Below are 21,477 nucleotides of genomic sequence, written 5' to 3'. Positions count from 1 at the left end.
CAGCAAAGGAAGGAGCCCCGCCGCCGACGCTTGACTAGTCGTCGGTGCCCGCCTTCGACTCGTGGTGCGAGTCGGATTCGTCGTGTCGCGCTGTTCTCGGCTTGTGCGGCGCCCGGGAATCGCCGCCGGAGTCGGCCTTGCCGGAATCCGACTTCCCCGATCCGTCCGCCCCGGCCGCGTCGTTCGCGGCGCTGCCGTGTCCGGCGCCGTCGTCTCCGGCACCGTCTTTGCCTGCACTGTCTTTCCCGATGCTGTCGACCTCGGTGTCGCTGCCGGCGGCGTCGGACTCCGCGTCGGACTCCGCTTCGGTCGAGTCCTCGACTGCCGCTGGGGAATCCTCGGTCGCCCCGCCGGCCGACTCCGAGGGGGCGGGGGCGGCCAGCGCTTCGGCCGTGGCCAAGGTGACGGTTGCCGATGCCGGCGCGGGAAGGCTGGCGACGGCCGTGGTCGGCACGACGGCGGTGGCCGGCGCGGCCGGCGCGGTCGGGGTGATCGCATCGGTGATCTTCGTGATGAGCTGCTGGAACGCGGCAAGGGGGCCGCCGGTGTTGACGAAGAAGCTGCCGTCGGGCAGGAACACCAGACCGGCCGAGCTCAGCAGACCGCCCGCCTTGACGGGCAGTCCCGGTGACACCAGCGTGCCGAGGTCGGGGCCGTACCCACCGTTGAGGAAGCCGTCGATGATCGTCGCGGGTGCGGTCAACAACGCATCGACCACCGCCGAGGGCGAGGTGCCGAACGCGCCGACGACGTTCTGGACCGCCGCGACGATCGCGGCCGGCGTGCTGATCAGCGGTGCGATGAAGCCGCTGAGCAGCAATGTCGTCCCGAGCGTATCGGTGGTGAACGCGTTGACGATGTTCACGATGTTTTTCAGCGGTTTGGTGAGCACCTCCTGGATCGCGGGCACCAGATCGGTGATCGGCAGGGCCACCGCCAGCGGAATCTGGACCAGGTTGTCGAACGCCTCCGACAACTGTCCGGCCGCCAGCGCGGTGACGGCGGCCTGCAGCAGCTGGGGCACCTCCGTCTTCAACGCGTCGGCGATCCCGGCTGCGGTGCCGCCGAGCCCGGTGGCCAGCGCGGTCGCGCTCGCGATCTGGTTGTCGATGAACTGCTTGAGCAATTGACCGGGTTCGGCGTTGGCGATCAGGGCGTTGAGCCCGGCGCCGGCGTCGGCGAAAACCTTCTGGTAGATGGCCAGCACGTCACTGGACGCGAGCAGGTCGACTCCCGCGGAGTACAGGGCCGGTGGGTTGACGGCGGAAAGCGACAGGTCGGGTGTGGGCGTGACCGGCGAGATGGCGATCGCGCTCGCCCCGAGAAGTGCGACACCCGCGGCGAAGGGGCGGCGGACGGCAGTGGACATGGAGACTCCTGGCTGGTGTGAGCAGTGACGCGGCGGAACTTACTGAGGAGTAATGTCGCGCCGGGATGACTCAACCACCGCACGTTCCCGCTGACCATCGCATGAACAGGTGAAACTTTCCCGCGCGTCAGCAGGCCGACGGCCTTCGTGGCCCGCCGATGGCGCGGCGGCCATCACGCGTTCGGGGGACACGTTGCTGTGGTGCGGGTCACAGTGACGAATACTTTCACCGGGCATCGGCGTTCTCTCCAGCGCCGACCCGCCTGCTCTGGGCGCCGGTGATCGTGAGGCGACAGGACCGGACATGACGCGGATCGTGCTGAGGGGGCGTGCGGAGGCGATGTCGCGCGCGCTGGGCGCGCTGCGGGACGCCAGGCGCACCGGCCGGGGCTTCGTGGTCGTCGTCAGCGGCGAGCCGGGTATCGGCAAAACGGCATTGCTGCGCGAGATCATCGAACAGGCCACCAGGACGGGCTTCCGGGTGGGCGGTGGCAAGGCCGAGGACGGTGACCAGATCGCGCCGGGGGCGCCGCTACTCGTCGCGTTGCGGTCCGGTCCCGATCCGCTGCTGAGCGGTGACGCGTTCGCCAGCCTCGCCCCGCTGTACGACAAACCGCTGTGGCTGGTCGACCGCATCGGCGCTCTGCTCGAAGAACTGGCCGCCGCCGGTCCGGTACTGGTCACCGTCGACGATGTGCAGTGGGCGGATCGGTTGACCCGCTTCGCGTTGCGGGTGTTACCCGCGCGACTGTCCGGCTCGCCGGTGGTGTGGCTGATCGCCAGTCGGCGCGCTCCGGGAGAAGCTCTCACCGAGATCCTCTCCGGCGCCGACGATGTCACGGCGGTGACGCATATCCCGCTCGGTCCGCTGACGTCCGCCGACATCGCTGCCATCGCCACCGATCGCAACGGCGCGGAGCTCTCCCCGGCGATGCGGGGACTTCTCGACGACACCGGCGGGAACCCGTTCTGGGCGGTGCAGATCGTCGACGGCCTGGCAGGCAGGCCGGACGCCGAGACGGACTTCAGGAACTTCTACGCCGAACTGGGACTGGGCATCCGGCGCAGGCTGGGTGCGCTGTCGGCAGGTGGTGCGGAGCTGGTCCGGCTTGTCGCGGTGTGGGGCAGGCCGCTGGGCATGTCCGACGCCGCCGCCATTCTCGCGGACTCTTCGGAGAGTGAATTATCCGCTCTTGCAAGGGAAGCTGTCGCTCACGGTTTGCTTTCCGGGGATCACGGCGAGGTGCGATTTCCGCACGATGTGCTGCGGGAGGCCGTGTACGCCGACATCGCCCCGGAGCGCCGCCGGTTGCTGCACCGCGCGTGCGCGCGCCGTATCGTCGCCGCCGGTGGCGCCGTGCAGACGGCGGTGGGTCATTACCGGTGCGGCGCGGGAATCGACGACGACGAGGCCATCTCAGCTCTCGTGCAGGCGGTGCGCGACGGTGCGTCACTTCCGCTGCAGGCCGTCGACACCGCCCACGCCGCGTTCGCGTTGACGACGCCGGGCCACCGGCTGTGGTTCCTGGCCGGCGAGGTCACCGTCGAAGCTCTGCTCGACGCGCAGCGCGAGGCCGAGGCGCTCGTTCTCGCGGACAGGCTACGTGCCGCCGCAACCGACCCGGAGACCGTCGCCAGGCTCGAACTGCTGGCCTGCCGCGCGCTGTGGGTCACCGAGGACATCGCCGAAATGGACAGGCGCGCCACGGTTGCGATGACACTGGACGGCGTTTCCGCCGTCATGCACGCCCGGCTCCGCTCGGCGCAGGCGCTCGCGGCCTCGCGGACGCTGCCCGCGGCCGCCATCCACGATGTGGCCCGGTATGCGCTGGCCGAGGCGGAACGACTCGGTGACCTGCCGGCTCAGCGGCTGGCGGTGGTCGCATCGATCGAGGCGGCCCGTAACGAAGGTCGGCACACGGTCGCGTTGGAGCTCTTCGCCGATCTGCGCCGGCTCTCCGACGACGGTCATCTCGCCGAGGAGATCCGCACCCTGCAGCATCTCGACCGTTTCGACGAGGCCGACGCCATGCTGACCAAGATCCGGGAGGCGGTCCACGACGTCGACCGCCAACTCCCGTCGATGCTGTACGCGCAGATGTGGCAGGACCTCGCCCTCGGCCAGTTCGACGCGGTGGAGGCCGGCGCGCGGACGTTGATACGCCTGACCGAGGAGACCGGCAACCATGCCTACCGGCTGAACGCGCGGATGGTGCTGGCGGTCGTGGCTGCCTACCGGGACGAGATCGTCTCCGCCGTCACCCTGCTGCGTCCTGGGGCCCAAGACCAGCCGCCGAACGAACGTCGTTCCGCCCGTCTGCGTCTGGTGCGCGGATGGCTCAGCGCGGCGACCGGTGACTACGACACCAGCCTGGCCTTGCTCGCGCCGCTACTGGACACGGCGGGGGAGTACCGCGATGCCTGGCCGTGGTCGCCGCCCTGGATGCGGATACTGGCGAGCATCGGCCTGCTCGCCGGCGACACGGCGTTCGCCGCACGTGCAGGTCATCTCGCCGACCTTGCCGCACAACGTAATCCGGGTGTGGCCAGCTTGCAGGGCGCCGCACTGCACATCCGGGCGTTGCTCGGCGGCGACGCCGCGGTGATGGCCGAAGCCGTGGCGGTATTGCGGGAGTCGCCGCGTCCCATGCTGGTCGCCGATGCGCTACGAGATCTGGGATCGCTGAACCTCGACCAGGGTTCGGCCGGCGCCGGGGTCGCCGCGCTGACCGAGGCGGCCGAGATCTATCACCAGATCGGCGCGGTGGCGGGCACCCGCACGGTGTCGGCGGTGCTACGCCGCCACGGGGTGCACGGAGTGCGGGTCGACGCGCCGTCGCACCGACCGGACAGTGGGTGGGAGTCCCTGACGCCGACCGAACTGCGGGTGGTCGGACTGATCAGTGCCGGGCATACGAATCGTTCTGCCGCAACCGCGTTGAGCGTATCGCCGAACACCGTGAACACGCACCTGCGGTCGGTGTTCCGGAAGCTCGGCGTGCGCTCGCGCGTGCAGTTGACCAACGCGTTCCGGGAGCACTCCGGCTCGCAGCACTCAGCGTCGGGCGCTACCTCTGCGCGCGGCGTGCCAAGCGGGCGGGGTCGTGGATGATCGTCGTCTTGCCGCGCTGCTCGATCCACCCACGTTGCGCGAAGTCGGCCAGTGCCTTGTTGATCGTCTCCCGCGACGACCCGGCGAGTTGAGCGATCTCCTCCTGGGTCAGTCCGTGGTCGACACGCAGCGACCCGTCCTGCTGGGTGCCGAATCGGCGCGCCAGATCCAGCAGCTGCTTGGCCACCCGCCCCGGGACGTCGGTGAAGATCAGGTCCGAAAGTGTGTCATTGGTGCGGCGCAGTCGGCGCGCCAGGACGCGCAGCAACTGCTCGGCGATCTCGGGCCGCTCGGCGATCCAGAACCGCAGCGCGTCGCGGTCCATCATCACCGCGTTCAGCGCCGTCAGCGCGGTGACCGACGAGGTCCGGGGGCCCGGATCGAAGATCGCGAGTTCGCCGAACATGTCGGCCGGGCCCATCAGTGTCAACAGGCTCTCCCGGCCATCGGGCGCCGTACAGCCGACCTTCGCCCGGCCTGCGGTGATGATATAGAGAGCATCACCTAGATCGCCCTCGTTGAACACGCGGTGTCCGCGAGGGAACGACACCTGTTGAAGCTGGCTGCACAGCGCTGCCACGGCGCCTGGATCCACGCCTTGGAAGATCGCGGCGCGCGCCAATACCTCGTCCACATAGTCCTTTCTGGGCGCCTTCACAGGCGTCGCGTAGCCGGTCTCAGCCGTCGTGGCCGGCCACGGTGTACGCGTTGTTCAGCATGCGTAAATTATCAGCTGCGATTCTGCTGTGCGCGCTCAGGCGGTGATGCCCAGGCTGTCGCACAGCGACAGGAACGCCACCGCGAACGGGTTCTCGGCCGTCATCTGCCGTAGCCGCGGCCAATCCAGCTGCTCCCGTACGGCCCGTACCGGCGGGAACAGCGTGGCGAAGTCGCAGTGGTGTTCGTGCAGCGCGCGGAGTTTCTGGGTGAGCACCTCGGTCGGGGGCAGCACCGGGATCGCCAGGGCCAGCACATCCTGGGTCTCGGCCCGCTCCAGCAGCGCCGCGTCCACAGGTACCCGGTTGATCTGGTGCAGCACGTCGATCACGACGGGACCGTCCACGGACAGCGCCGCCTTGAACAACCACTCCTCGGGGGGCCGCCGGATGTCGAAACCCGCCTTCGACAACGTCGCCACCGCGGCCTCCGCGTCGTGTTCAGCCACCACGAAGTCCACGTCGTGCACGGGCTCCGGGGCGCCGTGCACCCACAGCGCGTAACTGCCGGCCAGCGCGAACGGGGGGCCGTCGGCCTTGAGCGCCGAGGCCGCACGTTTGAGCGCCTCACGCAGGACGTCATGAGGCAGGCTCGGGTGGGACATGCTCACCGCCGTCGATTCGGTCACAGGATGGGTTTCGGTCCAGGATGGGTAGTGCGTACCCATGAAGTTGGTGACGTTCAACATTCTGCACGGGCGCACACCCGGGCACGGGGTGGATCTGGACCGCTTCGCCGACTGCGTGGCCTCGCTCGACGCCGACATCCTCGCGCTGCAGGAGGTCGATTCCATCCAGCAGCGATCCGGGCTCGCCGACCTCACCGCACTGGCCGCCGAAGCGATGGGCGCCAGGAGCCACCGCTTCGTCGCCGCGATCGCCGGCACCCCTGGGGCGACCTGGATGGCCGCCACAGGTGAGGAGCAACCGGGGACGGCCGCGTACGGGGTCGCACTTCTGTCGCGCTACCCCGCGGTGAGCTGGCAGGTGCTGCGGCTGCCGCGGATTCCGTTCCGGTTCCCGCTGTACCTGCGCGAACCCGGAAAGGTGGTGGTCGTCGACGAGGAGCCGCGCGCGGCCGTGATCGGAGTGTTCGACACACCGATGGGCGAGCTCACCGTGGTCAACACCCACCTGTCCTTCGTCCCGGGGTGGAATCGATTCCAGCTGCACCGCTTGATGCGCGACGTGCGCGCGCTGCCCTGGCCGCGGATCGTCACCGGAGACCTGAACATGCCGGCAAAGCCCGCGCGGCGGTGGTCGCGGTTACGGCAGCTCGCGGTCGCGCCGACGTTCCCGGCCGACCGCCCGACCCGCCAGCTCGACCATGTGCTCACCGACGATCCCGCCCTCACCGTGCGGGCCTTCGAGACCCCGGAGCTGGCGATCTCCGATCATCGGCCGCTGGCCGTGCACCTGGAGCGTCTCAGCTGAGGGGAGTGTGATCGGTTGTGGGCGAACGAATTCAGCTCAGGAATCGGGTGGTGTAGGGCGCGAAGCGCCGCCGTAGGTCGTCGGTATCCAGGCCGAACATCTCGGCGGAGGTGTGTACCCGGCCGTGCCTGCCGCGCCGGTGGCTTTCCAGATAGTCAGACACCGCCGCGCGTGATGCGTCGTCGAGGGTTTCGCCGGTCAGGCTGTAGATGGACTCGGCGACACCCATCTCGTCGGACATGAAATCGTCGAAACGGATGTCGAGTGAGCGGTCGGCGGCGATGACGTCGCGGTCGCGGACACACGCGGCGAGCATCTTCTCCAGCCGGTCCACCCACGCCGCGGAGACGGTCGCAACGTCGACCTTGTCGCGGTGCATCCGTTCGGAATACGTGATCATCGCGATCATCGACAGCGCGACCGGCACCGGATCACGGTGTGTGAAGACGACTTTGACCCCGGGCAACACATTGTCGATCACCGGCAGCTGGGCCAGGTGCTGGGGTGATTTCAGTACCCAGCGACCGCCGCCGCGCAGGAACTGCAGGGCCTTGAGCTGGGTGACCAGATACCGGTAGGTCGAGGTCTGGTCGTGGTTCCAGTAGTACTCGGTCCAGCGCGGCACATGTGCGAGGGTCTCCATCAGCATCGTGGAGAAGTCGTTGGCGAGCAGCTGGATCTCTTCGTGCGCGTGGTCGGTGGTCATCTCGTGCATCAGCGCGAAATGCGGCATCAGCAGGTCCATCGTCTGCACTGCGAGATCCATTCGGCCGATCCTCGGATCAGGTTCGACACCGGCCTCCGACGGCAGCGGGAACGGCTCGACGCTCTCCCAATACGGGAGGCTGCGGAAGGTGGGCGCGGCGGCGAGCAGGTTGTGCAGGTGCGTGGTGCCTGAGCGCGGAAGCCCGGCGATGACGACCGGCGCGACCAGCTCGATGTCCTCGATCTCCGGGTGGCGGGTCAGCAGATCGGTCAGCAGCAGCCGGTTCTTCAGCCACTGTTGAAGCTGGGCGTGGAAGTTCACGATCCCGGGGGCGTGCATGTCGATCTCGCGCAACTCGGCAACGTACAGGTTCAGGCGCTCGCGGTAGTCGTCGGGACCGAAGTCGTCCAGCCCGGTCGCCTCGCGGGCCCGCGCGTGCAGCACGTCGGCATCGAGCGGGCAGTCTGCGGCCAGCGCCGCCATCATCTCCCGAAGCTGTTGCGCCTCAGCTGAATACCGCGGCTCTGCGAGGTCGTCGAGGTGAACCAGTCCGGCTGTGGTGTCCGTCACATCGAGTTATGTTACTCTGAGTATCGTAATGATGACAGAGGTGGGACGGCCCCGGAATCAGGCGATCGCCGACGCGGTGCTGCGCGCGACGACGGAGCTGCTCGGCGAGTCGTCCTACGCCGAACTGTCGCTGGATGCCGTCGCCGCACGGGCGGGTACCAGCAAGCCGGCCATCTACCGGCGTTGGCGCAGCAAGGCCCACCTGGTGCACGAGGCCGTGTTCCCGATCGACGCGACCACCGAAATACCCCAAACCGGTTCTCTCGAAGGCGATGTGCGAGAGATGGTGCGGCGCACACACGCGATCCTCGGCACGCCCGCCGCCCGCGCGGCGCTGCCCGGCCTCGTCGGGGAGATGGCCTCGGACCCGACCCTGCACACCGCTCTGCTGGAACGCTTCTCCGACATCCTGGTGCGGGATCTGGCCGGATACCTCGAGTCGGCGGCCGGGCGCGGTGAGGTTCGGCGCGAGGTTCTCGCCTCCGAACTGGCCGAGGTGATCGCCGGAATCACGCTGTTGGCGTTGATCACCCGCGGCGCAACCGCAGACGAGGACTGGATCGACCGGACCGCACGGCTCATCACGAAAGGAATCAGTGCATGACCGAAACCCATGAAGCGACAGCGGCGTGGCGGGAGTTGCTCGACACGCTGCGGGAGCTCGATGCGTCCTTCATGACCGGGCCGAAGGCGGTCACCGACGATCGGCATGTCGCCGACGGCTACCGCATGCTCGCCACCACGCTCGGCGTCGCGTTCGACACCTATCTGTTCGCCGATCCGAGCCGCCCGCGCTGGGTCGAGGTGAACTCGCCGTTCCGGCCCGACCGGCGCTGGGGTGGCGACAACACCGACGCGCTCTACTTCATGTGCCCTGTCGATCCGGCCCGGCGGTACCGCATCAGCGGCAATCGTGGTGACAGCGTGTACTTCTCGATCACCGCGTACAACGAGCCGTCGCCCGGGGCGTGGTCGGACCGCATCGTCGCGCTCGTCCGCGACGACGACCTCGACATCGACGAGGACGGCAACTTCAGCTTCGAGTTCGGGCCGCAGCCCGATGCCGCGGTGCTGATGACGCGCGACTACCAGGCCGACCCGCTGACCGGTCGGCCGGTGAGCTGGACGATCGAGGCGTTGGAACCGCCGGATCCGTTCCGGCACAGCGAGGCCGAGACCGCCGCGGCGCTGCGGGCCGGCGCGGCGTGGCTGCGGACCATGTTCGCGATCCTGCCGCTGGCGGTCGGCGTGAAGAACTCCGATGCGCACGAGTTCGGCCACGAGACCGCGATGGCGGCCAATGATTTCGCCGAACCGTATCAGGTGCCGGACGCCAACTTCGGGTGGTCTGCCCGCGACGCGTGCTACGCGTACGGCAGTTTCGACCTTGCCGAAGACGAAGCCCTGGTGATCACCCACCGCCCGCCGGCGTGCCGGTTCTGGAACCTGGTGGTGTGGAACCAGTTCATGGCGGTGCCCGGTGTCTCCGACGCGCGTAGCTCGGTCAACGGATTCACCGCGGTACCGAACTCCGACGGTTCCGTGACGGTGGTGCTCTCCCGCGGTATGACGGCGCACCCCAATTCACTGACCACGCTCGATTACCCGCGGGGAAACCTGGCGTTCCGCTGGTTCCTGGCCGACCAGGTGCCTGCCCGGCCCGAGGTGTCGCTGGTGAAAGTCACCGAGGCGCCGACGGAGCTGACGTAGTTTGTGTCAGCAGCGATTCGGTCAGCAGCTCCGAGAGTAACGCGGCCAATTCCGTTGGCTTCGACCACATCACCATGTGGCCGGCGTCGATCTGTCTGCGGTCCACCGGTCCCGGCAGGTGGCTCGTCATCTCATCCCACAGCGTCGGGGGTACGGCCACATCGTCGGTCAGGCCGACGTAGGTCGTCGGTACGCCGTTCGGGTAACCACTGAGCCGAGCGTTCATCAGCCGCGGCGCCTCGGGGACGAAGCTGGGCCACCACGTCGCCCACTGGTCGTCGGTGAGGTCATTGCCGAACATGGCCCTGGCAACACCCTCGTCGATCGTGGCGATCTCTCCGGCGGGCCAGTCCGCCCCGTACGCGAGTCCGCATCCGCCCTGGCCCGGTCCCGGGATCAATGCGCCGACATACACGAGGTGTGTGATGCGGTCGGGACAGCGGTGGGCGGTCTCGGTGACGGTCACCCCGCCGAGCGAGTGCCCGACCAGGGCGAAGCGCCGCCACCCGGCGTCGTCGGCGCACTCGAGGACGGTGCGGACGCAGTCGTCGAGGCTCACTTCGAGAAGGTCGCAACGCCGGCTTCCGCGGCCGGGCAGGTCGACCGCGATCACCGGCAGCGCGAGACGTTCGGCGACCGGGCTCCAACACGACGACGTGCACATACCGCCGTGCACGAGCAGCACCCCGCCGTCCATGTGTCACCGCCTCCGGCGCAAGGATCGATACGGCAAGTATCCAGGCCCGCACGCGTGGGCACGGGCGTTCCACCGAAAAGGACTTTGGTCCTCGGGCCGCGTGACCGTCGACCACTGATGGTCGGAGCACCCGGCGGGTTAGCGTGGAGGTATCGGGTGGCGCCGGTGCCACCCGCCGGTAGGAGGCTGCGACATGTCCACCACATCTGCACCCCTCGGCATCGTCGTCGGCGTCGACGGCTCGGCCGCATCGCGAGTGGCGATCGATTGGGCTGCCCGTGACGCCGCGATGCGGGAGGTGCCCCTGACCCTCGTGCATGTGCTGCCCAGCGCGTCGATGCAATCGTGGGTCCAGGTGCCGTTGCCCGCCGCGTTCTACGAGGACGAGCGCAAGGAGGCGACACGGCTTCTGGCCGAGGCGCGCACCGTCGTCGAATCGGCCGTCCCGGAAGCCGTTCCGGCCATCACCGAGAAGATCCTGTCCGGTCAGCCCGTGCCGACGATCGCCGACCTGTCGAAGAACGCCGCGATGGTCGTCGTCGGCAGCCGTGGTCTGGGCAAGTGGGAACGCCGGTTGCTCGGCTCCGTCAGCTCGGGCCTGGTCCACCACGCACACTGCCCGGTCGCCGTCGTCTACGACGAGGACCCGCTGATCCCGCACCCGGCGCAGGCTCCCGTCGTGGTCGGGATCGACGGCTCGCCGGCCTCCGAGCACGCCACCGCGATCGCGTTCGACGAAGCCTGCAGACGAGGTGTCGATCTGGTCGCGGTGCACACCTGGAGCGATGCCGGATACGAACTGCCCGGCACCACCTGGAGCGAGGTCCAGCCCGAAGAGGACATGCTGCTCGCCGAACGGCTGGCCGGGTGGCAGGAACGCTATCCCGACGTGACCGTGCACCGGGTGGTCCGGCGCGACCAACCCGCGCGGCGGCTGCTCGAAGAGGGCGCGAAGGCGCAGTTGCTCGTGGTCGGCAGCCACGGCCGCGGCGGTTTCGCCGGAATGCTGCTCGGGTCCGTGGGCTCTCAGGTCGTGCAGTCCTCGCGGACCCCGGTGATCGTGGCCAGGTCGTCGTGAACCGAGTCCGCGCCGTCGCCGCCGGAACCGCGGCGGCGGCGCTGGCGCTCGCGTACCGGACCCGTCTGCGGCCCTGGATGTACCGCTGGGGCGCGACCCACGAGGAATCGGTGGCCGGGCTACCGGGCGACGAACTCGTCGCCGGGGGAGCGCGCACCACCCGGGCGGTCACCATCGACGCCGCGCCGGAGGAGGTCTGGCCGTGGCTGGCGCAGATCGGAGAGGACCGCGGCGGGTTCTACAGCTACAGCGGACTCGAACGGGCGGTGGGCGCCGACATCCACAACGCGACGTCCGTCCATCCCGAATGGCAGGACCTGACCGTCGGCGACACCGTGTGGCTGGCCCGTCGCGGCGGCGACCGCGGCAGGCAGATCGTCGCGGCGCTGGAACCGGAGTCCCACCTTGTGCTGATGTCACCGGACGACTACGCGCGCGTCCAGCGTGGCGAGAAGGCTTCGGGCAGTTGGTCATTCCACCTCAAGCCGACCGGGACCGGCACCCGGTTGCTGGCCCGGGGCAACGGCGGTTACGGCGGCAACATGCTCTACGACATCGTGCACTTCGTGATGGAGCGCCGGATGCTGCTCGGTGTCCGGGAGCGCGCCGAGCGGGCTACCGGGTGGTCAGCCGACCGTAGCGCGTGACGTGGTGGTCGGTTGACCCGAACTCGAACTGCAGCGCGGTCAGCCGTTTGAAGTAGTGGCCGATGGCGAGTTCCTCGGTCATCCCCATGCCGCCGTGCAGCTGCACCGCCTGCTGGCCGACGAACTGGGCGGCCCGACCGATGGTGGCCTTGGCCGCCGACACCGCCCGCGCGCGGGTGGCCTCGTCCTCGTCGAGCTTGAGCACCGCCAGAAGTGCTGCGGCGGCGGCCTGTTCGACCTCCATGTACATGTCCACCATGCGGTGCTGGAGCACCTGGAAGCTGCCGATCGGCTGACCGAACTGCTGCCGCTGCTTGCAGTACTCGACCGTGTCGGCGAGCACCTTGCGCATGCATCCGACGGCTTCGGCGGCGACCGCCGCGGCGCCCTCGTCGCGGGCGCGGGCCAGCGACGGCCACGCGCCGCCCTCGGGACCCAGCAGCGCTGCCGCCGGCAGCCGCAGGCCGTCGAGCACGATGTCGGACGCCCGGCGATCATCGATGGTGCGGTAGTGGTGCGCCGTGATGCCGGCCCCGGCCGCGGCGAGATCCACCACGAACAGCGAGATCCCGGCGGTGTCGGTGCGTTCGCCGTCGGTGCGCGCGGTGACCAGGACGTGCCCGGCCAGCGGCGTGGCCGACGACACGATCTTCTCACCGGTGAGCACCCAGTCGTCGCCGTCGCGCACGGCTCGGGTGCTGACGTCCTGCCAGAAGTCACCGGACGTCTGCTCCGTGGCTGCCAGCGAGACGATCGCGGAGCCGGCCACGATCTGCTCGAGCAGCGCGTCGGCGACCGCGCCGCCGGCGCGCAGCAGCAGCCCGGCCGCGACGACGGCGGTGTCCACGTACGGTTCGACGACCAGCGCGTGTCCCAGTGCTTCGGCGATGAGCATCATCTCGACCGGACCGCCGCCGATCCCGCCGTTGTCCTCGGGGAGTGTGGCGCCGAGGATGCCGAGTTCCTCGGCGAACGCGCGCCACACCTCGGGCTGCCAGCCCGCGCCGGTTTTCGCTGCGGCACGGCTCTTCTCGAGGTCGTAGCGGGTCGCGAGGAACCGGGTCAGGCCGCCGCGCAGCAGTTCCTGTTCGTCGGTGAGTTTGAAGTCCATCTAGAGCCCCAATGCTGCCTTGGCGAGGATGTTGCGCTGAATTTCGTTGCTGCCGGCGTAGATCGAGCCGGCCCGATCGTTGAAGTACCGCAGCGGTGCGACCGCCTGCCAGGGCTCACCGCTGACGTAGCCGTCGTGCGGCGGCTCGAACTCGGCGATCGGACCGCCGGGGAACGTCGCGTGGGGTTGGTACACGCGCCCACGCGGTCCCGCCGCTTCCATCGCGAGTTCGGTTATGGTCTGGCTCAATTCGGTGCCGAGCACCTTGAGCATGGAGGATTTCGCCCCGGGGTTGCCGCCCTCGGCGACCACGGCGAGCACCTGGTACTCCAGGATCTCCAACACCTCGGTGCGGATGCGGGCGTCGGCCAGCTTGCGCGCGAACGCGGGATCGTCGAGCAACCGGCCGCCGTCGGGGCCCGGCTGTCCGGCGGCCACCTCGGCGATGTTCTCGGCCATCACCTGCAGGCCCGCGGCGACGGCTCCGCCACCGCGCTCGAACTCGAGGAGATACTTCGCCACGGTCCAGCCGTCGTCGATCCGACCGATGACGTTCTTCTTGGGCACCCGCACCTCGTCGAAGAAGACCTGGTTCTGCACCTCTTCGCCGGACGTCATGACCAGCGGGCGGATCTCGATGCCCGGGGTGGACATGTCGATGAGGAGGAACGTGATGCCCCGCTGCTTCTTCTCGTCACGGGTGGTGCGCACCAGCGCGAACATCCAGTTGGCCTCCCGCGCATGGGTGGTCCAGATCTTGCTGCCGGTGCAGACCAGGTGATCGCCGTCGTCCCGGGCGGCCATCGACAGCGCCGCCAGATCCGAGCCCGCTTCCGGCTCCGAGTAACCCTGGCAGAAGAACACCTCGCCGGTCAGGATCCGGGGCAGGAAGAAGTCCTTCTGCTCGTCGGTGCCGAACTTGATGATCGCGTGGGCGACCATTCTGATCCCCATCGGCGACAGCGACGGCGCTCCGGCCAACGTCGATTCCCGGCTGAAGATGTAGTGCTGGGTCAGGCCCCAATCGCAGCCACCGTAGGCCACCGGCCACGCGGGAGCCGCCCAGCCGCGCTCGTGGAGGATGCGCTGCCACTCCATGCTGGCGTCGTGGTCGGCGTAGACGCTCGTCATCAACCGCCCGGCCTGCCGGAGTTCCGGGGTCAGTTTCTCGTCGAGGAATCCCCGCACTTCGTCGCGGAACGCGAGGTCGGTCGCAGACCAGCCCAAATCCATCGATCTCTCCTTTCCGCCCGCGTTACAGACACAGTAAACCTAGTTAGTTAAGTGGAAGCTACCGCACGTTCCTGCCGGAAACGGTCGCACCTGTGAACTACCGCCGGCGATTTTGGCCAGGTATCGGCGATGCCATAGCCTTGACCGGCCGGGAAAGTCCAGGTCGGGCTCCTCTTTGCGGCATCTACAGCGAGGCAATAGAGCGTGAACGATCCCGAATGGGACGACGAGGTCGACGTCGTGTGCACCGACACCGGGCTGGCGGGGCTGGCGACGGCGATCTCGGCGGCCGACCAGGACGGCGAGGTCTTCCTCGCCAGTGCCCCGACGCCGGCGCGGCACGGCTGGTTCACGATCGACGTCATGTCCGACGGCGACGAGGCGACCGGTGACGAGGCGACCGGTGACTACCTCCGTTCGTTGACCTCCGACATCGATCTCTCGGCGCTCGGTCAGCACGACGCCGACCTGCCGGTGCGCGCCGCCGGCGAACCTGTTCCGGTGCGCCGCAGGCCGATTCCGACATTCGACGGTGCGCGACTGCGTGACTGGGCGGCGCGCTGCATCCCGTCACCCACGGGCTACCTCTACACGCAGGTCACCGACTGGACGTCGGCGACCATGGACCGCGGCGACGGTGAACTGGTCAAGGTGACCGAGATCGGGGAGATGATCCCCGACGTCGCCGACCCGATCGGTTCGGTCCGGCGATGGCTCACCGCGCAGGCCGAGGACCGGGACCTGTGGCCGCAGCCGGTGACGCGGTTCGAGCGGTTGGTCTTCGAGGACCATGTGGTCACCGGCGCGGTCTTCGCCACCGCGGACGGCCCTCTGTCGATCCGTGCGCGGCACGGAGTGCTGATCTGCCGCCACGAGGACGTCGCCCGCGGACCGGCCGGCGACGGGCTGACCGGACAGGATCCGCTTCGGGTCGCGCTGGTCGGCAAAGAGGCCAGCAGGTTCGGTCGCGTCGAGCTGCTGACCGGCTAGCCGTCAGGACTTCGAGAAGCTGACGGGGATGCGCCCTTGAGAGAACAGGGTTTCCATCGCCTCGCCGGGGATCGGGCGGGAGAGCAGGAAGCCCTGTGCCCGATGGCAGCCGTGCCGAAGCAGGGTCAGCGCCGCGGCGTCGGTCTCGACACCCTCGGCGACCAGCTCGAGGCCGAACGCCTCGGCGAGGGCGATGATCGCCCGCACGATCGCGAGATCCCCGGGGTCCGAACCGAGTTCACGCACGAAACTCTTGTCGATCTTCAGCGTGTCCACCGGTAGCGACTTCAGGTGCGACAACGCGCTGTAACCGGTTCCGAAATCGTCGATGGCAACCAGCACACCGGTCTTCTTCAGCCCGTCCAGGGTCACCCGGGTCGTCTCGATGTCCTGCACCACCATGCTCTCGGTGATCTCAAGACAGACCGAACCGTGGTCGAGACCGAACTCGTCGATGATGCCGGCCACCGTCTCGACGAAGCCGTCGGTGACCAGTTGCACCGGGGAGACGTTGATCCGCATGATGGCGTCCCTGCCGATGCCACGGGCCCGCCATGCGGCGAACTCCGCGCACGCCGTCCGCATCACCCAGCGGCCCAGCTCGCCGGCGAAGTTGATCGACTCGGCCACCCCGATGAACGCATCGGGGGACAGCAGACCGCGGGTCGGGTGCTGCCAGCGCACGAGTGCCTCGGCGGCGAGGATGTCGCCGGTGCGCATGTCGATCTCGGGCAGGTAGTGAAGAAGCAGCGCACCGTTCTCGATCACGCCCTGCAGGTGCAGTTCGATGTCGTTGTCGAACTCGTTCTGCAGAGACATGTCCTCGGTGAACACGGTGATCTGGTTTCCGCCGGAACCCTTCGCGGCCAGCACGGCCTGGTCGGCGCGCCGGAGTAGATCCGACGTGGTGTCTCGCCCCGGAATGCCTTGTGCCACACCGATGCTGACGGTTCTGGACAGGGTCTCGCCATCGATCGACACGCGTTCGCGCAACTTCGACTGCAGCTGGTGGGCGAGCGCTTCGGCGGCGGCCACGTCCATCGGTTGGCTGGGCACGACGACGAACTCGTCGCCGCCGAGGCGGGCGATCATGTTCGGGGTCTCGGTGCTCTCGCGGAGCCGCTCGGCCAGCACCCGGATGAACCGGTCGCCCGCGGTGTGCCCGAGATAGTCGTTGATGGCCTTGAGGCGGTCCAGGTCGAAGAACAGCGCGGCCACCGGACCGGGCTGGTCCTCGGCGAGACGCTCGTCGAGGTGGGCGAGCAGCGCACGCCGGTTGCACAGGCCGGTCAGGTCGTCGTGCTCGGCGAGGTACCGGAGTTGCTCCTCGGCCTGCACCCGCGCCTGCACCTGGGCGAACAGCGAGGCGATCGCCTGGAGCGCGTTGAGTTCCTCTTCGGTCCAGTCGCGGTCGCCGAACTTGATGAAGCCGAGCACCCCGGTGGTGTCGTCCTCGGACAACAGCGGAACGCATGCCATCGAGACCTGGGGAACCTGGCGGCTCTCCTCGATGGTCTTCTGATACTCGTCGGTGGCCGGTTCCGGCCGGAACACCAGCGGTTCCTTCTGGTGTTCGGCCAGGGCGAACACCGGATCGGCGTCGGCGAAGTAGACCACCGCGAGCGGGTCTGGATCGGGGGTCTCGGGCCGAACCGGCCATTCGGCGACCAGGATCGATGCCCGGATCGAATGATCGTTACGCCGCAGGAAGCTGACATCGACGTCGAAGTGGGCCACCAATTCGGCGAGGACACCTCGGCTGGCCTCCACCCAGGAAGCGGCACCGGCGCCCATGAGTTGTGCCGCCACTGACGTGACGAGCATGTCCAGACTCTCGGACACTGACCTCCGATCCAACCTAGGTCGGTGTCGAACGACCGGGTATCTGCCGTCGTCGGCTCGACACCGAGGGCCGGGGCGCGCGACAGATCCTGAGGATCAGGATCAGCGACTCGTCCGACTCGAGGTCGATCAACGTGTGGAAAGAGTATTGCAGGTCGGCGAGCCGCTTCGAGAACGCCGCGGACAGGGCGTGCAGTTCACCGGCGGTCCGCGCGTACAGGAACGCAGGTGAGATGGGTTGGACGGCCTGACCGTGTTCTTGCGCACTGATCCAGATCGCCTCGACCGCGGCGCCGCCGCGGGCGTAGTCGACGAGCGTGTCCCCGCGCACCGACACCACGGCCAGCGCGGAGGACTCGCTGACCGCGGCGCGGGTGGGTTCGCCGAGCGCTGATCCGGCATCCCACTCCGCGAGGTGGGCCATCACCGCGCCACTGCGGAGCAGATCGAGCGACGCGAGATCGGCCGCGTCGAGTTCGAGGCTGCGCACATCGATCCCGGTGTCCGGATCGGGGTCGCCGGGCCGGCGCAACTCGCCCATCATCTGCGAGTGCAGCATCGGGGTCAGGTAGCGGATGCGGTCGGCCTCGGCGAACAGCGCCGCGGCCTTGTCGAGGCGGCCAGCGTCGGTCACCAGCCGCAGCCGGGCGCCCTCGGCGGCGGCGATGCGCTCCCACTCGGCGACGGCCTCGGTGGGAATCTGCTCCGCGGTGCCCCGGTGCCGGTTGGTCTCGCGGGCCAGCATGGCCTCGTACCGGGCGGCGAGGTTCGGGTCGCCACCGGGGGCGGTGGTCACGACGGCAGTCAGTGGCGACGATGACAGTGACGACGACGGTGACGATGACGGGGGCGCCTCGCTGAACTCGACCTGCGCGCTCAGACCGCGGGCCGCGGCGGCGACCCTGGCGTTGAACGTGGCCGCACCGACGGCGACCGCGCTGCCGCGGTACCCGACGTCCATCGCGGAGGACAGGCTCGGATCGACCCGGATCGTCAGCGCGGAGTCGCCGACGTCGATGCTCCACGGTTGGGTGTTGCCGCCCGACGGTGCCCGCGCCGCAGCCGCGGCGATGGTGGCGAGGTCACCGCGCCCGGAATCGACGGTGACGGCGTCGGCGGCGGCCGGCGCGGACCGTTCGTCATCCGGGTGTCGGCGGCGCGCTTCCCACGGATCGTCGACGTCGTCGAGCAGCGCCGGAACGTCGACCCGCACCCGGCCGGATCCGAGCTCCTCACCGAGGCCGATCCGGCGCACGGCCTCGGCGACGGTCGCGGCACCGATGGCGACCTCGGAGGACAACTGAGGCCACGTCGTCAGCGTTGCGCCGACCTCGATCAGCGATGCCTGCATCCGGGGCCGCAGCAGCGCGGCGTCGATGATGCGCATGACGTGCGGCACTTTTTCTTTGGAGCTGAGCCTGCCGAGTTCGTCGGCATCGACATCGCCGAGCAGGCCGTGGAACACCGGACGGTCCGGCTGCTGGTCGAACCGTTCGACGTCGAGCAGTCCGCCACTGCTGGTGGCCATCAGTACCGGAAGCCCACGCGCGCGCGCCGCCTGGCGTACCAACATCTTGACGTCCAGCGAGTCGCATTCTTCGACGACGACGTCGAGCCCGTCGAGGAACGCCTCCACGTTGTCGGCGGTGACACCGGCGGTGACGACCTCGACCGGAAGATACGGATCCAGTTCGGCGATCCGCCGCGCACATGCCACCGCTTTGTTCAGCCCGAGGTCGAGTACCGAGGCCGGCACGCGGTTGAGATTGGACAACTCCAGGACGTCGTAGTCGGCCAATCGCAGCACACCGCAGACTCCTTCGGCCGCGAGCGTGTGGGCGATGGCGTGACCGACGCTCAACCCGACGACACCGACCCGTAGACCGGCGAGCCGGCGAAGTTCGTCCCCGGTCATCAGATTCCTGTTGCGGTCCAACCTGACCCGCCGGAACTCCTCCGGCGCAGGCACATCGACCACGGCGCGCCGCCACGGATAGTGCACCCACCGGTGCGCGCCGGCCCCGTCGGGCGGTTCCGGCGCGCACTCGATCGAGGGGTCTTCCCGAAGCTGCGCCAGCCTGTGCTGGTGGGCGGGGACGGCAGGGTCCAAGACCTCGGCCCGATGGTCGGCGGGCCGGTCGTCGCTGTCGGTCATCGAGCGGGTGCGTCTCCTGCGACGGGAGCGGTCAGCTCGGGGAGCATCTCGGCGATCTGGCGCTGCTCGGCGAAGTACGACGAAACCTGGCTGGGATCAGCGTGGTTGGCGAAGGTGAGACGATCCCACCACGCGAGCCGGGTGTCGTAACGCTCGTCGGGGTAGGGCGTGGCCGGGATCTTCGTGGCCAGCACGCCGCCCGACGACAGCCAGCGCTTGAGCACATACGACGCCGCGGTCGCGACGATGAACTGGATGTCGAGGAGCGTCATCGCGTGCAACGGGGTACGCGCGATCGCCGTCGTCAGACGTCGGCTCTCGTCGGGATCGTCGGTCACCCACGCCGTCTTCATTTCGGCCACACCGAAGGGTATGCGGTCGGCGACCATCTTGTGCACCGCGGCCTGGCCCGGCTGACCGTCCCACTCCCGGACTGCGTGGCAGTCGTCGGCGGACAGGTACGGTCCGCGCGCACGCAGCCCACCGACGACATCCCCGGCATCGTTGACACACGCGGCGAACAGCACCGTGTCCTCGCCCGTGCGCAGGGCGTCGAAATCCAGGGCGGCGGCGACACCGTGCTTCTCGTAGTTCTTGATCGCGCCGCGCACGTAGTCGCGCCACAGTTCGCGCTCGCCGGACGGTGTCGCATAGACGACCGTGCACTCCGTTGCCGGGTCCCAGTAGCTCGGGCTCGCGGTCAGCGGGGCGTACTCGAGTGCGGAGGGGCGGAACTCAGGCGTGGTCATATTTCATCCATTCATCAGGTGACAGCGTGGGTATTTAGCTGTACTTCGTTGGGGGATGCGTGTTCGTTATCTGCACGCAGAATGAGTATCTCGCCGCGTTGAGATCGGGATCGGCGATTTTGAACTCGCGATCGTTAACTCGAGAACAACAATCCATTCGCGAGAACGGCTGGCGAATGAGGACAATAACGGGCTATCAGCCGCTGAGATGTTTTTGCAGGTCAAATTACTTTTGCTGGATCATCAGCGAACATCGGAGATCGCTAGGCCCGTCAGCGTATTTGCCGGACGCGAACCGACTTTCGGCAATGACTACGGCGGGAAAGGACCACAAACGAAGCTTTGGAGGCGGTTACCGGCTGGTAACCCCAAATTGCCGCACCGTTCGCGGCCCCCGTGGGGGCGGGCGGGCGTATCCCGGAAATCGGGTTCCGAATTTGCTGAAATCGCAGTGTCGTGATGAGTTCGGGGGGCCTGGCGCGGGGACGGCGCGCCCACTGAGCGGCGCGCGGCGCGGTGCGTCGGCGCCGGATACGCGTCGCTATTCATCCGGGCGGCACCCCCGTCGGCCCTATCGCCTGATTCGAATTGGCTCGGTGAATTGCACATGCAATTGCTGCTGCGGCACGCCGCCGCCGGGGTCCCGTGATTCGGGCCGGGGCTGCCCCGAGGTTCGCGCCGGCGCAGCGATGGTGGTATGGCGGCGATCGCGGTATGGCACAGTGTGGTGGCGCCGGACTCTCGTCGACTGCAGTGTCGGTGACGACGGTGTCGATCCCGCAGGGCCGTCCGGCGCCAAGCAGTGATCACCCGAGGAGGATTCTGGCGTGAAGAAGTTCGAAAATCTGGCTGAACTCGTTGCGGCTCAGGGCACCCAGCTGGGCCCCACGGAGTGGATGGAGATCACCCAGGACCGGGTCAACCTGTTCGCCGACGCGACCGACGATCACCAGTGGATCCACGTGGATCCGGCCCGGGCCGCCGACGGACCGTTCGGCGGGACCATCGCCCACGGCCTGCTGACCCTATCGCTGCTGCCGCACTTCACCCATCAGCTGTACACGGTCGGCAACATCGCCATGGCGATCAACTACGGCTACAACAAGGTTCGGTTCATCACCCCGGTGCGTGTCGGGGCCAAGCTGCGGGCGCGCGCCGAGATCTCCGAGGTCAAGGAGCTCGACAACGCGGTCCAGGCGACGGTGACCACCACCGTCGAGGTCGAGGGCTCCGAGAAGCCCGCGGCCGTCGCCGAGTCGATCGTCCGTTTCATCGGCTGAGTCGCCGCGGCGCACGGGCGTGCCGTGGTAGAACAGGCGTCAGCGATTTCTGACATACGTCAAAAGCGTGAACGTCCC

Annotated in this window: 18 protein-coding genes; 8 read left to right on the top strand and 10 right to left on the bottom strand. The window is 68.5% G+C overall.

All coding sequences use genetic code 11. From position 1 onward, the window contains the following. Positions 1–34: 34 nt before the first annotated feature. Positions 35–1,369: a hypothetical protein gene (locus tag NTM_RS26045; protein WP_163769003.1), complete on the bottom strand. Its 1,335-nt coding sequence runs from the start codon at positions 1,367–1,369 to the stop codon at positions 35–37. A gap of 304 nt (positions 1,370–1,673) precedes the next feature. On the opposite strand from NTM_RS26045, the gene NTM_RS26040 reads away from it, so the two are divergent. Then, complete coding sequence (locus tag NTM_RS26040) at positions 1,674–4,481, top strand: helix-turn-helix transcriptional regulator (RefSeq protein WP_104863783.1); 2,808 nt, start codon at positions 1,674–1,676, stop codon at positions 4,479–4,481. On the opposite strand, the gene NTM_RS26035 is transcribed toward NTM_RS26040, so the two are convergent. Both NTM_RS26035 and NTM_RS26030 read right to left on the bottom strand, forming a co-directional pair. Further along, positions 4,438–5,115: a Crp/Fnr family transcriptional regulator gene (locus tag NTM_RS26035; protein WP_104863904.1), complete on the bottom strand. Its 678-nt coding sequence runs from the start codon at positions 5,113–5,115 to the stop codon at positions 4,438–4,440. The two genes, NTM_RS26040 and NTM_RS26035, sit on opposite strands and share 44 nt — an antisense overlap. Before the next feature lie 120 nt (positions 5,116–5,235). Further along, positions 5,236–5,802, bottom strand: coding sequence for a hypothetical protein (locus tag NTM_RS26030; protein ID WP_179964091.1), 567 nt, complete (start codon positions 5,800–5,802; stop codon positions 5,236–5,238). A gap of 61 nt (positions 5,803–5,863) precedes the next feature. Between NTM_RS26030 and NTM_RS26025 the strand changes: the two genes are divergently transcribed. Further along, on the top strand, positions 5,864–6,631 hold the full coding sequence (locus NTM_RS26025) for an endonuclease/exonuclease/phosphatase family protein (RefSeq protein ID WP_083141399.1): 768 nt from the start codon (positions 5,864–5,866) through the stop codon (positions 6,629–6,631). 31 nt (positions 6,632–6,662) lie between these two features. On the opposite strand, the gene NTM_RS26020 is transcribed toward NTM_RS26025, so the two are convergent. Next, positions 6,663–7,823: a sulfotransferase family protein gene (locus tag NTM_RS26020; RefSeq protein WP_179964090.1), complete on the bottom strand. Its 1,161-nt coding sequence runs from the start codon at positions 7,821–7,823 to the stop codon at positions 6,663–6,665. 112 nt (positions 7,824–7,935) lie between these two features. On the opposite strand from NTM_RS26020, the gene NTM_RS26015 reads away from it, so the two are divergent. Together NTM_RS26015 and NTM_RS26010 are read left to right on the top strand one after the other, a co-directional pair. After that, positions 7,936–8,511 (top strand): TetR/AcrR family transcriptional regulator, encoded by a 576-nt coding sequence (locus tag NTM_RS26015; protein ID WP_104863785.1) that lies wholly within the window; start codon positions 7,936–7,938, stop codon positions 8,509–8,511. After that, on the top strand, positions 8,508–9,617 hold the full coding sequence (locus tag NTM_RS26010; RefSeq protein WP_163769001.1) for a DUF1214 domain-containing protein: 1,110 nt from the start codon (positions 8,508–8,510) through the stop codon (positions 9,615–9,617). The genes NTM_RS26015 and NTM_RS26010 overlap by 4 nt, the downstream gene beginning before the upstream one ends. Here NTM_RS26010 and NTM_RS26005 read toward each other — a convergent pair. Continuing rightward, complete coding sequence (locus NTM_RS26005; protein WP_163768999.1) at positions 9,589–10,314, bottom strand: alpha/beta fold hydrolase; 726 nt, start codon at positions 10,312–10,314, stop codon at positions 9,589–9,591. The two genes, NTM_RS26010 and NTM_RS26005, sit on opposite strands and share 29 nt — an antisense overlap. Before the next feature lie 193 nt (positions 10,315–10,507). On the opposite strand from NTM_RS26005, the gene NTM_RS26000 reads away from it, so the two are divergent. Beyond that, the gene (locus NTM_RS26000; protein ID WP_163768996.1) at positions 10,508–11,392 is read left to right on the top strand and encodes a universal stress protein; all 885 of its coding nucleotides are present in this window, start codon (positions 10,508–10,510) and stop codon (positions 11,390–11,392) included. Next, a complete protein-coding gene (locus NTM_RS25995) occupies positions 11,389–12,039 on the top strand; it encodes an SRPBCC family protein (RefSeq protein ID WP_163768995.1) in 651 nt (216 codons plus the stop codon). The genes NTM_RS26000 and NTM_RS25995 overlap by 4 nt, the downstream gene beginning before the upstream one ends. On the opposite strand, the gene NTM_RS25990 is transcribed toward NTM_RS25995, so the two are convergent. Then, entirely contained in the window at positions 12,008–13,150 is a 1,143-nt protein-coding gene (locus tag NTM_RS25990; protein WP_163768992.1) for an acyl-CoA dehydrogenase family protein, read from the bottom strand. The genes NTM_RS25995 and NTM_RS25990 overlap by 32 nt on opposite strands. After that, complete coding sequence (locus NTM_RS25985; protein WP_163768990.1) at positions 13,151–14,383, bottom strand: acyl-CoA dehydrogenase family protein; 1,233 nt, start codon at positions 14,381–14,383, stop codon at positions 13,151–13,153. Between the two features lie 204 nt (positions 14,384–14,587). On the opposite strand from NTM_RS25985, the gene NTM_RS25980 reads away from it, so the two are divergent. Continuing rightward, positions 14,588–15,373 (top strand): hypothetical protein, encoded by a 786-nt coding sequence (locus NTM_RS25980; protein ID WP_163768988.1) that lies wholly within the window; start codon positions 14,588–14,590, stop codon positions 15,371–15,373. A 3-nt stretch (positions 15,374–15,376) separates the two neighbouring features. Here the strand turns inward: NTM_RS25980 and NTM_RS25975 are convergent, their stop codons facing one another. The 3 genes from NTM_RS25975 to NTM_RS25965 are packed head-to-tail and all read right to left on the bottom strand — an operon-like array spanning position 15,377 to position 20,119. After that, on the bottom strand, positions 15,377–17,197 hold the full coding sequence (locus NTM_RS25975; RefSeq protein ID WP_272955242.1) for a putative bifunctional diguanylate cyclase/phosphodiesterase: 1,821 nt from the start codon (positions 17,195–17,197) through the stop codon (positions 15,377–15,379). 34 nt (positions 17,198–17,231) lie between these two features. Beyond that, the gene (locus tag NTM_RS25970) at positions 17,232–19,370 is read right to left on the bottom strand and encodes an Rv1355c family protein (protein WP_163768983.1); all 2,139 of its coding nucleotides are present in this window, start codon (positions 19,368–19,370) and stop codon (positions 17,232–17,234) included. After that, positions 19,367–20,119 (bottom strand): hypothetical protein, encoded by a 753-nt coding sequence (locus NTM_RS25965; protein ID WP_163768981.1) that lies wholly within the window; start codon positions 20,117–20,119, stop codon positions 19,367–19,369. Before NTM_RS25965 ends, NTM_RS25970 begins: the two co-directional genes overlap by 4 nt. Positions 20,120–20,946: 827 nt before the next feature. Here NTM_RS25965 and NTM_RS25960 point away from each other — a divergent pair. Continuing rightward, entirely contained in the window at positions 20,947–21,399 is a 453-nt protein-coding gene (locus tag NTM_RS25960; RefSeq protein ID WP_083141410.1) for a MaoC family dehydratase, read from the top strand. The last annotated feature ends 78 nt before the right edge of the window (positions 21,400–21,477 follow it).

Origin of the sequence: Mycolicibacterium parafortuitum (assembly GCF_010725485.1) — a bacterium.
GTDB lineage: Bacteria > Actinomycetota > Actinomycetes > Mycobacteriales > Mycobacteriaceae > Mycobacterium.
The sequence above is the reverse complement of the archived record's forward strand: the minus strand, read 5'-3'. Positions and strand labels throughout refer to the sequence as shown.

Excerpts from the sequence above, each read along its gene's own strand:
- NTM_RS26045 (WP_163769003.1), bottom strand. The coding sequence starts at position 1,369 with ATGTCCACTGCCGTCCGCCGCCCCTTCGCCGCGGGTGTCGCACTTCTC.
- NTM_RS26040 (WP_104863783.1), top strand. The coding sequence starts at position 1,674 with ATGACGCGGATCGTGCTGAGGGGGCGTGCGGAGGCGATGTCGCGCGCG.
- NTM_RS26030 (WP_179964091.1), bottom strand. The coding sequence starts at position 5,802 with ATGTCCCACCCGAGCCTGCCTCATGACGTCCTGCGTGAGGCGCTCAAA.
- NTM_RS26025 (WP_083141399.1), top strand. The coding sequence starts at position 5,864 with ATGAAGTTGGTGACGTTCAACATTCTGCACGGGCGCACACCCGGGCAC.
- NTM_RS26020 (WP_179964090.1), bottom strand. The coding sequence starts at position 7,823 with ATGATGGCGGCGCTGGCCGCAGACTGCCCGCTCGATGCCGACGTGCTG.
- NTM_RS26015 (WP_104863785.1), top strand. The coding sequence starts at position 7,936 with ATGATGACAGAGGTGGGACGGCCCCGGAATCAGGCGATCGCCGACGCG.
- NTM_RS26010 (WP_163769001.1), top strand. The coding sequence starts at position 8,508 with ATGACCGAAACCCATGAAGCGACAGCGGCGTGGCGGGAGTTGCTCGAC.
- NTM_RS26005 (WP_163768999.1), bottom strand. The coding sequence starts at position 10,314 with ATGGACGGCGGGGTGCTGCTCGTGCACGGCGGTATGTGCACGTCGTCG.
- NTM_RS26000 (WP_163768996.1), top strand. The coding sequence starts at position 10,508 with ATGTCCACCACATCTGCACCCCTCGGCATCGTCGTCGGCGTCGACGGC.
- NTM_RS25990 (WP_163768992.1), bottom strand. The coding sequence starts at position 13,150 with ATGGACTTCAAACTCACCGACGAACAGGAACTGCTGCGCGGCGGCCTG.
- NTM_RS25985 (WP_163768990.1), bottom strand. The coding sequence starts at position 14,383 with ATGGATTTGGGCTGGTCTGCGACCGACCTCGCGTTCCGCGACGAAGTG.
- NTM_RS25975 (WP_272955242.1), bottom strand. The coding sequence starts at position 17,197 with ATGCTCGTCACGTCAGTGGCGGCACAACTCATGGGCGCCGGTGCCGCT.
- NTM_RS25970 (WP_163768983.1), bottom strand. The coding sequence starts at position 19,370 with ATGACCGACAGCGACGACCGGCCCGCCGACCATCGGGCCGAGGTCTTG.
- NTM_RS25965 (WP_163768981.1), bottom strand. The coding sequence starts at position 20,119 with ATGACCACGCCTGAGTTCCGCCCCTCCGCACTCGAGTACGCCCCGCTG.